12 protein-coding genes and 1 pseudogene are annotated in these 13,392 nt (G+C 54.3%); 5 read left to right on the forward strand and 8 right to left on the reverse strand.

Annotated elements, in window-relative coordinates; all coding sequences use genetic code 11:
- Nucleotides 1-8: 8 nt before the first annotated feature.
- From V8I28_RS06500 to V8I28_RS06510, 3 genes are read left to right on the forward strand one after another with little or no spacing between them, the layout of a single operon-like run.
- The gene (locus V8I28_RS06500) at nucleotides 9-932 is read left to right on the forward strand and encodes an amidohydrolase family protein (RefSeq protein WP_341779312.1); all 924 of its coding nucleotides are present in this window, start codon (nucleotides 9-11) and stop codon (nucleotides 930-932) included.
- On the forward strand, nucleotides 926-1,627 hold the full coding sequence (locus V8I28_RS06505) for a carboxymuconolactone decarboxylase family protein (RefSeq protein ID WP_341779313.1): 702 nt from the start codon (nucleotides 926-928) through the stop codon (nucleotides 1,625-1,627). Before V8I28_RS06500 ends, V8I28_RS06505 begins: the two co-directional genes overlap by 7 nt.
- Nucleotides 1,628-1,641: 14 nt before the next feature.
- On the forward strand, nucleotides 1,642-2,649 hold the full coding sequence (locus V8I28_RS06510) for an aldo/keto reductase (RefSeq protein ID WP_341779314.1): 1,008 nt from the start codon (nucleotides 1,642-1,644) through the stop codon (nucleotides 2,647-2,649).
- Between the two features lie 56 nt (nucleotides 2,650-2,705).
- Here the strand turns inward: V8I28_RS06510 and V8I28_RS13130 are convergent.
- Nucleotides 2,706-2,915 (reverse strand): annotated as a pseudogene (locus V8I28_RS13130) (hypothetical protein); the annotation flags it as partial.
- A gap of 370 nt (nucleotides 2,916-3,285) precedes the next feature.
- Between V8I28_RS13130 and V8I28_RS06515 the strand changes: the two are divergent.
- Nucleotides 3,286-3,543, forward strand: coding sequence for a hypothetical protein (locus V8I28_RS06515; RefSeq protein WP_341779315.1), 258 nt, complete (start codon nucleotides 3,286-3,288; stop codon nucleotides 3,541-3,543).
- A 93-nt stretch (nucleotides 3,544-3,636) separates the two neighbouring features.
- On the opposite strand, the gene V8I28_RS06520 is transcribed toward V8I28_RS06515, so the two are convergent.
- From V8I28_RS06520 to add, 7 genes are all read right to left on the reverse strand, one after another.
- A complete protein-coding gene (locus V8I28_RS06520) occupies nucleotides 3,637-5,355 on the reverse strand; it encodes a hypothetical protein (RefSeq protein ID WP_341779316.1) in 1,719 nt (572 codons plus the stop codon).
- Between the two features lie 329 nt (nucleotides 5,356-5,684).
- Nucleotides 5,685-5,828 carry a hypothetical protein gene (locus V8I28_RS06525; RefSeq protein WP_341779317.1) on the reverse strand — a complete coding sequence of 48 codons (144 nt, stop codon included), beginning with the start codon at nucleotides 5,826-5,828 and terminating at the stop codon, nucleotides 5,685-5,687.
- A 48-nt stretch (nucleotides 5,829-5,876) separates the two neighbouring features.
- Nucleotides 5,877-6,140, reverse strand: coding sequence for a hypothetical protein (locus V8I28_RS06530; RefSeq protein WP_341779318.1), 264 nt, complete (start codon nucleotides 6,138-6,140; stop codon nucleotides 5,877-5,879).
- A gap of 120 nt (nucleotides 6,141-6,260) precedes the next feature.
- Nucleotides 6,261-6,506, reverse strand: a complete 246-nt coding sequence (locus V8I28_RS06535; protein ID WP_341779319.1) for a Mor transcription activator family protein — start codon at nucleotides 6,504-6,506, stop codon at nucleotides 6,261-6,263.
- Nucleotides 6,507-7,552: 1,046 nt separating this feature from the next.
- Nucleotides 7,553-8,407: a polysaccharide deacetylase family protein gene (locus tag V8I28_RS06540; RefSeq protein ID WP_341779320.1), complete on the reverse strand. Its 855-nt coding sequence runs from the start codon at nucleotides 8,405-8,407 to the stop codon at nucleotides 7,553-7,555.
- Between the two features lie 66 nt (nucleotides 8,408-8,473).
- Complete coding sequence (locus tag V8I28_RS06545; RefSeq protein ID WP_341779321.1) at nucleotides 8,474-9,298, reverse strand: site-specific integrase; 825 nt, start codon at nucleotides 9,296-9,298, stop codon at nucleotides 8,474-8,476.
- 77 nt (nucleotides 9,299-9,375) lie between these two features.
- Nucleotides 9,376-10,416, reverse strand: coding sequence for an adenosine deaminase (gene add, locus V8I28_RS06550; protein ID WP_341779322.1), 1,041 nt, complete (start codon nucleotides 10,414-10,416; stop codon nucleotides 9,376-9,378).
- A gap of 890 nt (nucleotides 10,417-11,306) precedes the next feature.
- Here add and V8I28_RS06555 point away from each other — a divergent pair.
- Nucleotides 11,307-13,244, forward strand: a complete 1,938-nt coding sequence (locus tag V8I28_RS06555; protein ID WP_341779323.1) for an acyltransferase family protein — start codon at nucleotides 11,307-11,309, stop codon at nucleotides 13,242-13,244.
- The last annotated feature ends 148 nt before the right edge of the window (nucleotides 13,245-13,392 follow it).

A 13,392-nucleotide genomic window follows, 5' to 3' on the forward strand; every position in this document is an offset into this window, starting at 1 on the left:
TGAAGATGATGACTATTATTGATGTGTTTGCCCACGTGTTACCGCCGAAATTTCTAGCGAAAATGGACGCCATTCACCCCCAGATTCTGAATCAGTTTCCGTATATGCGAAACACCCTGCTGACGAATCTTGACCAGCACAAGGCGTCGCTGCCCGCGGGCCATCAGCAGGTTCTCTCAATGGTGACCCTCAATCCGGAAGACTTCGTGGATGCCGACCAAGCTGCGACGCTCTGCCGCTTCGGTAATACCGAGCTGGCCGAGCTCGTGCGGGATAACCGGGACGTCTTTCCGGCTGGCGTGGCGATGTTGCCGCTAAATAATGTGCCCGCGGCCCTAAAAATTATTGACGACCAGGTGGCCCACAGCGATGCGCTGGTGGGTGTGCAACTGTTCACGCAGGCCTTGGGCCGACCGATTACGGATTCGGCTTACGAACCAATCTTTGCCAAATTAGCGGCGATTGGCGCGCCCGTTTGGCTCCATCCGGTCTTCGATGTCCACAAAACAGCTAATAATTTAACGTTTAGCTGGGAGTACGAGCTGACCCAGGCCATGTACGGCATGGTTGCGGCGAAGTACTTCCGTAAGTATCCACAACTCAAGGTGATCGTTCATCACGCCGGCGCCATGGTCCCGTACTTCAGCCAACGCATCAAGTACATTCAGTCGGCCGAGGATTACGCCGATTTTCAGAAATTCTACGTGGATACGGCCATTTTAGGCAATCCCCGGGCGTTGGATCTGGCAGCCGACTTCTTTGGCGTCGACCACGTGTTGTTCGGGACGGACTCGCCCTTCGGCATTCCGCCGGTGGGACCGACCGCAGTGATTGAGCAGGCCGTCCGCAAGATGACGGTGACGGCCGATCAGAAGCAGGCCATTTTACACGGAAATTGGGAACGATTGATGGGGGCGTTGAACGCATGTTGACGAGAAATGAACAACGGTTACACGAGTGGTTGCCGGATGATCCCGACCTGGTGCGCATCGTTGCGCGGCTCATGGCGGATGTGGCGACCGCTCCAGAGGCGGTTGAACCGGGTGAGGCCAGTGTGATTGCGGTGGTCACCCTCACGGTGCAACACACGCCACGGCTGATTCCCCAACAGGTTGAACGGGCCTTACATCACGGAATTTCCGCGCAACACGTGTTGGAGGCAATCTATCAGCTGGTGCCGGTCGTGGGTTTACCCAAGGTGCTGGACGCGTTGCGGGCCGTGCACACGGTTCTGCCAACGGCCAAGCCAACTGCGGCTACGACGACCGAGACTGGGGCGGCGATTCAGCAGCAGTTGTATGGGACGGAAATTAAGACGTTGCTACAGGATTTGCCGGCCAACGCGGGTCATGACTTACCGGCCTGGTTGACGCAACATTTCTTCGAAGATTACTATGGTCGGGCCGGCTTGACGGTCGCTCAGCGGGAACGTTACGAATTGATGGCGCTAATCACGCTCAACGTGGACTTTCAGATCAAGGCCCATGCGCGCGGGAGCCTAAAGGCGGGCAACAGTGAGCCAACCTTGATTTGGTCGGCACTGCAACTCTTACCGTACGTGGGCTTTCCGTTGGTGATTAACAGCGTTCAACGCATTCATGCGGCGGCCGTAGATTTAGATAAATAAAAGGAAGCGTAAGAATGGATTATGTAAAATTAGGTCATACGGGGCTGGATGTCTCGCGGCTATGTCTGGGCACGATGGGCTTTGGTAACGCCTCGACGGGAATGTTTCCCTGGGCGGTTGGCGAAGAGCAGAGTGAACGGGTCATTAAGCAGGCGCTGGATCTCGGCATCAACTTCTTTGATACGGCGAATATTTACTCGCACGGCGACAGCGAACGTTTCGTGGGGCGGGCTCTGAAGAAACTGGCCAATCGCGATGAAATCGTGTTGGCCACGAAGGTCTTCTTCACGTCGGAAAAGGCGCCTAACGTGGCGGGGCTGTCGCGCAAGGCCATCTTTTCGCAGATCGACCGAAGCCTAAAGCGCCTGCAGACGGATTACGTCGATCTGTATGTGATTCATCGCTGGGACTATAACACGCCGATTGAAGAGACCATGTCGGCATTAATTGACTTGGTGAAGTCGGGCAAGGTCCGCTACATTGGCGCCTCGGCGATGTTTGCCTGGCAGTTTGAAAAGGCGCAGGCCGTGGCCGAACAGCACGGGTGGACCAAGTTCGTGTCGATGCAGAACCACCTGAACCTGTTGTACCGCGAGGAAGAACGGGAAATGTTGCCGCTGTGTGCCGATCAAGGCATTGCGGTGACGCCATACAGTCCACTGGCTTCGGGGCGGTTGACCCGCGACTGGGCCGGCGATACCAAGCGTTATGCGACCGATGACGTGGCGCGGTCGAAGTACGATGAGAGCCAGTCGTTGGATATGCCGATTATTCAGCGCGTCGGTGAGCTGGCCAAGAAATACGGCGTGGACCGTATCCAGATTGCGTTGGCTTGGTTGCTACAGGAGCCCACGGTTACGGCACCAATTATTGGCGCCACGAAGCCGGAGCACTTGCAGGGGGCGGTCAAGGCGTTGGACGTTCATTTGACGGCGGCCGATGTGCAGTATCTGGAGGACCCGTACCGCCCACATGAGGTCGTGGGACCCTTTACGGCGAGTCAAACGGATTATCAACGGTAAATTGTAGAGAGAACCGGCGTCATCCCCCTAAGCGGAGCGACGCCGGTTTTTGTCAGTTAGTTCGTGCTTTCTCGTCCATAGTCCTTCCCATCATCGGTTGACCCGATATGCTGATTAAAACTGGCAATGTCTCGAAGATCGTCATGCCAAATAGCTGGAAAATTGGGACCCCCGGTTGGTGTGAAGGGGAATTTGGTGGTTTTACTAATCTCAACGAGGAACATCTTAACGGCAGGGCTGGGGTCAAGTCCCATTTCAGCGGCTACCTTAGCGGTGTTTTTTGCTTTCTTTGTTTAGAAAAATCGTTAAAGTTGTGTCTTTGGACATTGTAATCACCTCTACAGCTAATGTAACTCACTAAGGAAACAATTACTGATTGCTTGCCTTGTCAGAAAATGTTACCCTTTTCTGAGGGTTACCAAAAGGGCGTTAGCGGAGGCGTCCTTTAAAGTATTTGACCAGGGGTTCAAATGCGAACGAATCATTCATTATAAACGGGGGTTACGACAAGTCATGGTCTTATCAATAAAGAATTATGTTTTCATTTTTTTTAGTATTTTTTTGCCCTTATTTTTCGGGCTTGGTCTACGGGAGTCACTAGGGGGGAAGCTCCTGATTACAGTGGGGCTGTTGGCCATGTCTTTATTATCAGTTACCTATGCCATCAAGTATCCTAAGAGAATGTGGACTGGAAAATATGGGGTCTACGCGAGCATCCTTCTGGGAGTCATCGGGTGGGGGATGTTCCTTTTCTTTTGGTCAGTATCGACTGCCTTGACCGGTTGGATGTACTGGATTTGGTTGATGGCGGGCGCACTCTGCTGTGGCATCGTCGTGGGCTTTGCGGCGATCGTACATGATCTGTTTATTGCGTGGCGCCACCCAAAGAAGTGATCAGGAATACAATAAGACGCAAAAACGGTGTCCCTCGTAATGGAGAGACACCGTTTTTAAAAATCATCATTTCAAGTACATCAGAGAGCCAGCTTACTTAAACGTCTGGTTCACATACGACTCAACCGTTCCGGTCTTGGCCGATTCGTTGACCCGGCCAGTCAGTTTGACTTGGTCCCCGGTCTTCATCAGCACGGCCTTCGGGTAGTCGGCGGTTCCGACCGTCCAAAGGGTATCGTTGCCCTTGACCGCAAATAACACGTTTTGGTTGTCACCGTTTGGAATCACCACGACCCGTTCCACGGTGCCCTTGAGCTTAACCGTCTTGGAATTGGTAGTGGAGCTGGCCGTTGAGCCGACCGTGGCGAGCTGAACCCGGTATTGGTCGAGCGCCTGGGTGGCCGTGGTAGCGTAGGCTTTCACGCTTTGATCGGCGGCCTTGATGTAGGCGTAGCTCCGGAAGGCCCCGGTGGAGTCTAGCAGCGAAACGACCCAGGTTGGCGTGCCGTCGATGTTGTACATGATTGGCATGGTAGCCGACCACTTCTGAGCGACGTATTCCTTTTCGGCAATCTTCTTGGCCCCATCACTGTCCATGACCCCGATGTTCTTCCCGGTGTAGTAGGTCAAGGTTCCCGTCCGGGCGTTAATCATGGAATAACCCATGGTCGAGTCGGCACTGGTCTTCGGTGAGGTGAAGTCGTTGAAGTAGGAAATGTTGCCGTGTTTATCGACGACGGGCGTCACACCATCTTCGGTCCCGTTACTGTTGGGGTCCTTGACGCCGGTCTTGTTGAAGTGGGCGTTAAAGTAGCCGTTGCCGTACCAGCCGAAGATTTCGTTCATCTCGGCGGCCGTTGAAGAGGCAATCGATTCATTAATAAATTTCGGTGCCCCAGCGGCCGTGTAGAGCTGGGTGTCCCCGGTCTTGGCGTTGAGGACGACCACGTGCAGACTCTTATAGTTAATCCGACTGGAGACCCCGCGGGCCTTGTAAACGGTTTGGATGAAGTAGGGTTCGCCAGAGTCCTTGATTTCGAGTTGCGGTTGGCCTTCCTGAACCCACCCCGGGAAGCGGTTGTAGATGACCCGTTGTGCGTCTTCGAAGAGGTAGGCGCTAGGCGTGTATTTCATGGATTGCTTGATAAAATGCGGCTCGGCATTGACGTTGGTGGCGTCAATCATGAAGTAACCGGGAGACCGCCGCGCCCGTTGCCAACGCCAGAAGCCATCGAATTCCACCGGTGCGATGTAAACGGTCTTACCCTTGACGACCTGCGTCTGTAGCGCTCCCAGCTTGTAGTAGGAGGTGTTCGGTACGGCACTCATGGCCTTGTTCATCTTGTTGCGGACGGTCTTGGGCGCGATGGCGATGGGCGTGGCGTCCTTGTCCAGTAGGGGCGCGGTCTTCATCGTCTTGATTTTCAAGGAGTTGTAAACCGGCTTGACGCCGAATTTGGTCTGCGCGGCCCCGAATAGACTGACCACGAAGAGCAGGGCGAGCAGACCCGCCGCCACGTTGAGCCCCTTATTGCGGCTGCGCACGCGGGGATGCTTGTCGCCGTTTTCCACCTCAACGTTGGGGCTGCTGAGGGCCAGAAACGGCAGGTACAGCACCCCACTGATGACGTTCATGATAATGAGGCTAAAGAGCGCCTTGCTGGGAAGAATAACGAAGACCACCCCAATGGCGATGAGGTAGTAAACGATGTAGATGCCCGCCAATAGGCGAAGATTCTGGGGGCGTTGTACGATGCCCATAATCGCCATGATGAAGGCGGATAGCGTACAGAAGAAAGCAACTAGTAACATTGAGATAAACCCTTTCCAATTATATCTAGAGAAGCCATCGACTGATTTCCCGGGGATTACAGTGATCCGGGAAATCAGTATATGTAAAAAATAATAACCTCCTCTAGTTTACCCTATTTAGCCACCCGACTAAAGGGGAATGCGTGAATTTATGGTAGCGCTTTTAGCGACGCGGTGGTGACTAGCATTGGTCAAAGGAGAGCTATCCGGTCATCGACAACATCTATTGCAAGGCAAAGCAAAACGAGTTTGGACCGGTTAGCCCAAGCTCGTTTTTCCTTTGTCCATTTTAGGTGATTGTGAACCGGATCGCGTCCGTAACCCCCAAGTTATAGGGTGCTGCTGATGGTGTGGGCCATCAGGGTAGACGGTGTGGTCTGGGCAGCTGTGACGGGCTTAGTGGTTCGTTGCCGGCACCCACCGAGAAGCGAAGCGGCCACCAGAATTCCGATAATCGTCGTCAGTTGTTTCATATGTAAACTCCCTAAAAATTTTAGTTTCATCCGGTCGGACGTGCCGCTTTAGTCGTGTGGCTCGGTGTGTTGGCTAATGACCCGCTTGACCCAACGTTGCGAGTAACCGTACTTGTTAGCGAGTTCCTTGGTGGATAGCTTAGGGTAGTGCGATTGAATCGCCGCAATGGTTCCGTCGCGGTCGTATAGCTTCATCGGTGGGTTCAACTGAGACCCCCGAAACTCATGGTAAAACTTTAGCATCTCTTCGGTCCCCAACAGATCATTTAGCTGTTTATATAGAGATTGTAGTGCATCCGTATCGACATCCAAGGCCGTCATCTCCCTTATTGTTGTGTTTCAGATAGAATCGTATCAAATTCTCCCGGCAGTTAAAAATACCCCGTACCAGGCAGAACTGCCTGCAACGGGGGTGCTAAGTTTACTTTAAAATTACCGATTGAGGTATTTGCGGACGGTTCGTTCGGCCAGATCGTACTTGATACTCAGTTGGTGAATCTTGAGACCGGCAGAAAAATCGGCGCGAACCTGTTGCTGTAAGACTTCGCGGCGCACCAAACGGAGGGGAAAATTAACCGTACTGCCGCGGAACTCCGTAAAGACCTTCTTGGTGTTCTGCTCCCCGATGATTTCCGCCAGTTCCTGATAGATTTGTTGCCACCGTTGGCTTTCTGCCATAAGTCTAACCCACTTTCCTCATGTTTATATTTGATACACCCAATCTTACACCTCCGATGCGAAAGGGCGAAAAAGAATGGTCTGCCGAAAAGAGAAATGTTGTGACGTTGCCCGCCGGTGATGCCCGTCCCCGTGCGCATAGAAAAGGACCAGCACAACTGGCTGGTCCACCTAAACTTTTTGGTCGAGGTGCGGTCATTAACGCTTAAACATGAAAATGCCCCGCACAATCTCTGCGCCGATTAAAACAATCATGAACGACCAGGTAACTAATGTTGCGACGCTCCCCATTTGAAAGACCTCCTCGGATTCACGCGACTTCTAACTAACTTCATTGTACGCTGGATGCCGGAGTGACACAATAGGAACCGCTTACATTTATATAATTAATTGCTAAAGATTGAAAGATAGAGATCGACTAAAACTCGTACAATTTATGGCGTTAATCTTAGTCGGTTACAGTTTCGCGGTGGAAAGCGGTCGCCTTACCGTTCGTCAAATAGGGGTTGGACGGGCCGAGCCACAGTGCGGTCTCGACACCTCGCTTTGAGCCGAGAAATCACGTCTCAAAGACGCCAGTTCCCTAAGCGGCATGAATCCGCGCCACTAAGGGAACTCCCACGGCTAAACCCATATTTGGCTCACTCATGGCTGCGAGAGTGCTGGCCAGCAACCAGCGGCTTAACCCCACGTAACAACCAGTTTATCGATAAACATTGGTGTTGCTGACAAACACCGTCCTACCGGAGATCGCCAGGGGTGGAGCCAGCTGTGTCGACGGTGTTAGCTGAGGGGGCTTCTCAGCTTACAGCGTGGGGCGACTTGGGAGACTTGCGGGCTTGGCAAGGCTTCCAAGCGAACCGGAAGCCCGTTTCTCAGGCTGGAGGTGTCCCCATAGCAGGCGGAACCCCTGGCAGGCGCAGGCTCCTGGTTTCACCAATTTTGTGGACCGAACACCGTTGTTATGGGAAGCGCCGCGTTAATTCTACTTTCAACCTTTAGATTAATTGCTTTAATTCGGCTAAAATCGCGTTATTCACTGGTCATTAGCGGTTCGTCACCGTAATCAAATCCGCGAAGGTCGCCGTGGTCATGCCCGGCGTAACCCGCAGGCGTGAGAGGTTGTAGCGGCCCTGTTTCAGCGTGGCGACGCCCTCCTGGGTAGTCAAAGCCAGCTGATAGCCGCTCTGTTTGGCCAGCCGATGGGTGGTTGCGTTGGCCCGCCCGGCCGGGTAGCACAGCATCTGCGTTCGTTGGTCGAGGTGGGTATCCAGCCAATGCTTGGAATTGACCAATTCCTGCTTCTGTTGGGTGGCCGTCAGCTCATCGAGGTTGAGGTGCTGGACGGTGTGACTGGCGAAATCCACGTGGCCGGTTGCCTTCATCCGCTTCATTTGCGCCAGCGAAAGGTGATTACGCTTGTGAGTAAAGCCGGTGATGACGTTGATGGTGGCGTGAAGATTGTATTTCTCCAGAACCGGGAGCCCATTGGTCAGGTTATCCTTGTAGGCATCATCCAACGTGATCCACACGACTTTCTTCTGCGGAACGGTGTTGGTGGTCAGCGCGCGAATGGCCTCAGCCGTGGTGAACGTCCGGTAGTGATGTTGCTTGAGGTAGGCCATCTCGCTAACAAACTGGTGCTTGGGCACGCGGAGTTGATTGCCACTAGAAATGCTATGGTACATTAGAATTGGTAGCTGCAACGGCTGTTTGAGCTTGATCCAGGGAGTGGCCTTGACCGTCTTTGCCGGTGGGGTGCTGACCGCCTGTTGCTTAATGCGGTTGTGCCGGGCCGGACGACTCAGAGTAGTGGGCCGGGATTGGCTCCACCAGAATCCGCCGCCTAACAAGGCGATTAAGACCAAACAGCCCCCCAAGAGCCCCCACTTTTTCTTCATGATTAATTCCCCCAATTTGTTCGTTTACTATTTAGTATAGGGGGTTCAGCGCTCGGGGGCACGGATTTAGTCCGCGCGCTGGGCCAATCGCCGATAATAGTCGATGGAATCGGGTTCCAGGTGAAGGGCCGCAACCGCTTCACGGTCGGATAGTTGGGGGTGGCGCCGCAGATAGTTAACTAAATAACCTTGGTACAGCACGGTCGGACTCAGGGTAAAGCCCACGATGGCCTCATCGGGTTTGAGATACTTGTGTAGGCCGGGCAGGGTGAGGTGCGGATCGGCCGCGGCCCGTTGCTTGAGGAACCAGTCGCTGGACTGGAAGCGTTGCTGGAGCGGTGCCAGGAAGGCCCGGAGTTCGGTCAAGAACCGTTGGGCCGCCGGAGACCAGTCGCGCGTCACCAGTTGTGCCGTAAAATGTGGCCGAAGGAAGGCCTGAACGGGATAGCCCTGAGCCACCAGGAGAAGCGTCAACCGGGTGTAAACGTGGAGGCGTTCGTCGGCCAACAGGCTGTCCAGTTCGTCCACCCAGCGGTAGTTCAGCGGTTGGGGTGCCTGCTTGGGTTTACTCTTCAGGTCCAGCGTGGGCAGGTAGGGCGTCCAGTTGTGGGAGAAGAGAAACTTGAAGTAAACGTTGAGGTGCGAGAGAATCTTGTTGTAGGTTTGATTTTGGATTTGGCGGGCGTCCACCAGCATGCCCAGGTACTGCTCAACGTCGGGCGTTTGAAGCTGGTTGACCCGGTGATCGCGCTGGTAGGTGGGATTGAAGTTCTCCAGGTATTTGAAAAAATCCGTGAGCGTGGCGTTGTACTCGTCCTGAGTGGCCTGGGCCATGGCCCGCTGCTGAAGTACCCGGTTGAAGGCGTCTTGATAGGGATAGGATTGGGACATGGACAACACTTCCTTTGCTAAAAATTACGTTAACTTAGCTAGTGTACCACGACCGTCAAGTCGTGATTGCAGGTGGGTTAGGCCGGATTGGAGGTCCGGGCCGCCAGCACCTTTTGGCGTAACTGTTCTTTTTGACTATCATTAATAAAGGCGGCGTCGATGGCGTTGAGCGTGAGGCGTTCGAGTAGCGACCAGTTCAGGCCAAACTGCTTGCGTAGCGTGATGAATTCATCGGTCAACGTCACGTTGGAAACGGTTCGGTCATCGGTGTTGACGGTGACCTTGAGACCGGCGCTGAGAAACTCCGAAAGGGGGAAGTCGTCCCAGCTCTGCACGGCCTTGGTCTGGATATTGCTGGTGGGGCAAATCTCGATGGTGGCGCCGGCCGCCTTGGTCTGCGCGATGGCCGCCGGGAAACCACTCATGTGGACGCCGTGACCAATGCGTTTCGCCCCCATCGTCAGCGCGACGACCACGTTATCCACGGGACCCGCTTCGCCAGCATGGAGGGTAAAGGGGAGACCTGTGGCCTCGCCCGCACGAATGGCATCCACGAGGTCAATCGTGGGGTGGTTAAATTCATCACCGGCGAAGTCCAAGCCGACCACGCCCTGGTCCTTGAACTCGGCCGCCGTTTGGAAGACGGTGATGCACTCGTCCAGTGGTCGGTCGCGCATGGCGCAGATAATGGCGTTGACCGGGATACCAAATTCTTCGGATCCGGCGTGCAGGCCGGCCAGCGTTGCCGCGATGGCTTCGCGGATGGACAAGCCCTTAGCCGTGAAGATGGCGGGGGCGAAGCGGGTTTCTAAGTAAATCAAACCGTCCTCAGCGGCGGTCTGAGCCATGTCGTAGCCGGCAATCTCCAGTTGTTCTTTAGTCTGCATGAGGTCGGTCACTACCTGGAATCGCTTTAAGTAGTCGATGAGGCTGACGGTGTCAATGGGTGCCGATACCAATGTCCGGAGCGCCGCGTCGCTGGCTGGCAACTCGGCACCGGTCACGGCCGCCATCTTCCGTAGCGCGGGTAGTGAAATCGACCCATCGAGGTGGCAGTGCAACTCAACTTTGGGGTACTGACGAACGGCGTCTGCGGTAAAAGGGTTAACTTGAGACATGGTAAGGTCCTCCTTTGGAATAATGGTGCTTCCTTAGATTATACCATGATAGCGCTTAACTAATCGACCGTCCGACCAATATTTCGGGTGGTTCACTATCCCTTTGCCATCAGTATTGCTTCCGGCTGCCAGGGGGTTCCACGGGGCTGGCCGCCTTACCGTTCGCCTAACTATGAGCTGGATCGCGGTGGGCGGACGTTCCGAGCCAAAGAGCGGTCTCGAAACTCGCTTGGAACCGCAAGCCCACATTTCCAAGGCGCCATGCCCTAACCGGCGAGAATCGTGCCGCTAAGGGCATCCCACGGCTGAGCTCATATTTAGGCTTCACTCTCGGCTACTAATGGGTGGCCAGTCAAGACGACTGCAAGTTGCGTCAGTTATTCAGTGACGCAGCCGCCATTGCGTTGGAACGCGGCTTGATTGGTTAACCGCGCTGGAGGAGGCCGGGGGTGGAGCCAGCTGTGTCGATGGTGTTGGCTGGCGTCCTCTGCCGTCCCCCACAGCAGGTGGAACCCCCGGCAGCCGGAAGCTATGAAGGGGGCAGCCATACACAATCAAATCGTTCCAACTTCCAATGGTTAGCGATTGTGAAAGGTAAGTCACTGAACAAATAGGCCGACTTTTCCCCCAGATTCTCGCATTTTCCGAAGGATTCGCGTGACGGTTGGATTGCAAATTTTACAATTACAAAATTTGCGTAAAAGTCATTGTTTCTCACAAGTAAACATTATAGAATTGATTTAATCATACGGGGTGTACGACCACCTACTGGGATGGTTGTCCAATGGCCCCTTAATTTTAAGTTTAAAGGTTAATAGGTTTAATCACGAAAGCCTACAAATAATATCGGGGGAGCAACGGTCACGTAAGAAGAGAAGGAGAAAAGTGCCATGAACCATTTTAATGCGGAGCTGACGCGCATGGGGTTGCGCCAGCAAAGAGCGGGCAAGCGCCGATACATTACCGGTTTTGACGGTATTCGGACGCTGGCCGTTCTAGGGGTTATCATCTATCATTTAGCCCCGTCGACCTTGCAAGGGGGGTACCTGGGTGTGCCCATCTTCTTTGTGGTCTCGGGCTACTTAATTACATATTTGCTGATTCAGGAGTTCGATACCACCAATAAAATCGATGTTTGGGGGTTCTACGAGCGCCGGGTCAAACGGTTGTATCCGGCCTTAGTGGCGATGATCTTAGGGACGACGGCGTACATTACGCTGTTTCAACGTAGCTTGTTAGCCAATATCCGAGGGACCGTCCTCACGAACCTCATTTACGGCTACAACTGGTTTGAGATTCACCACGGTCAGTCGTATTTCGACCGGTTCAGCGGCGAATCACCGTTTACCCACCTCTGGTCATTGTCCATCGAAGGCCAGTTCTATCTGGTCTGGCCGTTAGTCGTGCTAGGCCTGTTGTGGTTCGTTCACCGCAAGTCGCGTCGTCTGGCCATCTTGATGGCGGTCGCGGTGGCTTCGGCCGTGGCGATGGCGGTGCTCTATAATCCTAGCAATCCCAACCGGGCCTACTACGGGACCGACACCCGGATGTTTGCGATTCTGATTGGGGCGGGGATGGCCTTCGTTTGGCCGGCACATAAGTTAAGAGCCGACATTGGTCGGAGTCAGCGGCTGACACTGGATGCCGTGGGTGTTGGCTCGCTACTGGCCCTCATTTACCTGTTCTTTAACATGAGTGGGCAGGCCACGAGTACCTACCGCGGCGGAATGTTCTGGTTCACGGTCCTGTCCGGTATGTTGGTCGGAACGGTGGCCCATCCGGGTAGCGACATGAATCGCCTGTTGTCTAACCGGCTGTTTAGCTACATTGGAAAACGTAGCTACGGCATCTACCTGTACCAATTTCCAGTGATGATTTTTTACGAGGCCAAGGTCAACATCGGCAATCATCCGTTGCTAAATGCGGTGGTGGAGGTGGCCCTCATCATGGTGATTACGGAGCTGAGCTATCGTTGGATTGAAAATCCGATGCGTCACTACCACTACGGTCAACTGACCGGCGACGTGGTGCGCTACCTGCAGCAACCGCGGGCCCACCGATTCGTCAATACGTTTGGCGTTGTGGCGGCCTTGCTCTTCGGGTTAACGGCCGTGGGATTCGTGCAACAGCCCGCGGCGGCCAAACCCACGGCGCTCCAGAAGACCATTACGGCGCGTCAGGCGGCCACGCAAAAGCAGAATGCGGCGGCGCTCAAGAAGCAAAAGGCGTTGGCGGCCGCGGCTTCCAAGAAAAAGCATGACAAGGCCGTGGCGTTTTCGAAGTTGTCGAAGGCCGATCAAAAGCTGGCCAAATACTACTTTCTCTCGCCGGCAGAGGTGTTGAGCAGTAAGCAGACTTCGCTAACGGCGATTGGTGATTCCGTCTTGCTGGATGATTCCGGCGACCTGCAGGATGTTTTTCCCGGCGCAATCGTCAATGGGAAGGTCGGTCGGCAGGCGGCAGACATGCACGATGTGATTACCAGCATGGCACAGCAGGGGCAGCTGGCCCATAACGTCTTGATTAATATCGGGACTAACGGCTACGTGACGCCGGAACAGGCGGACGATATCGTTCACGCGATTGGCCCGGACCACCAGATCTTCTGGGTCACGGCCCACGTGCCGACGCGAGAATGGCAGAATTCCGTGAACAATCGGATTCATAAGACGGCGGATAGCTACCACAATGTCCACGTGATTGACTGGTACGCGGCGGCCAAGGATCATCCGAAATGGTTCGTGAGCGACCACGTCCACCCGAACAATTACGGGAACCGGTACTATACCTCGTTGATTGCCAAGGCCATCGCTCGGGAAAATAACTAATATAATGTTGAAATGAGAGTCACCGCGACTCGGCGCCCCTGGGGGTACCAGTACGCGGTGACTTTTTTGCGTGGCTGTGGGTGCTGTCAAAAGGCTAAACGGGTGAGTCGTTGGCTGGCTTCAGTAACCGCGTCAATATCGTAATAAC

The organism is Levilactobacillus sp. HBUAS70063 (genome assembly GCF_038374745.1).
Classification (GTDB): domain Bacteria; phylum Bacillota; class Bacilli; order Lactobacillales; family Lactobacillaceae; genus Levilactobacillus.

What these genes read in the sequence shown, in the direction of transcription:
- V8I28_RS06525 (WP_341779317.1), bottom strand. Translation starts at nt 5,828, where the DNA reads ATGAAACAACTGACGACGATTATCGGAATTCTGGTGGCCGCTTCGCTT.
- V8I28_RS06535 (WP_341779319.1), bottom strand. Translation starts at nt 6,506, where the DNA reads ATGGCAGAAAGCCAACGGTGGCAACAAATCTATCAGGAACTGGCGGAA.
- V8I28_RS06500 (WP_341779312.1), top strand. Translation starts at nt 9, where the DNA reads ATGACTATTATTGATGTGTTTGCCCACGTGTTACCGCCGAAATTTCTA.
- V8I28_RS06555 (WP_341779323.1), top strand. Translation starts at nt 11,307, where the DNA reads ATGAACCATTTTAATGCGGAGCTGACGCGCATGGGGTTGCGCCAGCAA.
- V8I28_RS06520 (WP_341779316.1), bottom strand. Translation starts at nt 5,355, where the DNA reads ATGTTACTAGTTGCTTTCTTCTGTACGCTATCCGCCTTCATCATGGCG.
- V8I28_RS06510 (WP_341779314.1), top strand. Translation starts at nt 1,642, where the DNA reads ATGGATTATGTAAAATTAGGTCATACGGGGCTGGATGTCTCGCGGCTA.
- V8I28_RS06505 (WP_341779313.1), top strand. Translation starts at nt 926, where the DNA reads ATGTTGACGAGAAATGAACAACGGTTACACGAGTGGTTGCCGGATGAT.
- V8I28_RS06540 (WP_341779320.1), bottom strand. Translation starts at nt 8,407, where the DNA reads ATGAAGAAAAAGTGGGGGCTCTTGGGGGGCTGTTTGGTCTTAATCGCC.
- V8I28_RS06545 (WP_341779321.1), bottom strand. Translation starts at nt 9,298, where the DNA reads ATGTCCCAATCCTATCCCTATCAAGACGCCTTCAACCGGGTACTTCAG.
- V8I28_RS06515 (WP_341779315.1), top strand. Translation starts at nt 3,286, where the DNA reads ATGTCTTTATTATCAGTTACCTATGCCATCAAGTATCCTAAGAGAATG.
- add (WP_341779322.1), bottom strand. Translation starts at nt 10,416, where the DNA reads ATGTCTCAAGTTAACCCTTTTACCGCAGACGCCGTTCGTCAGTACCCC.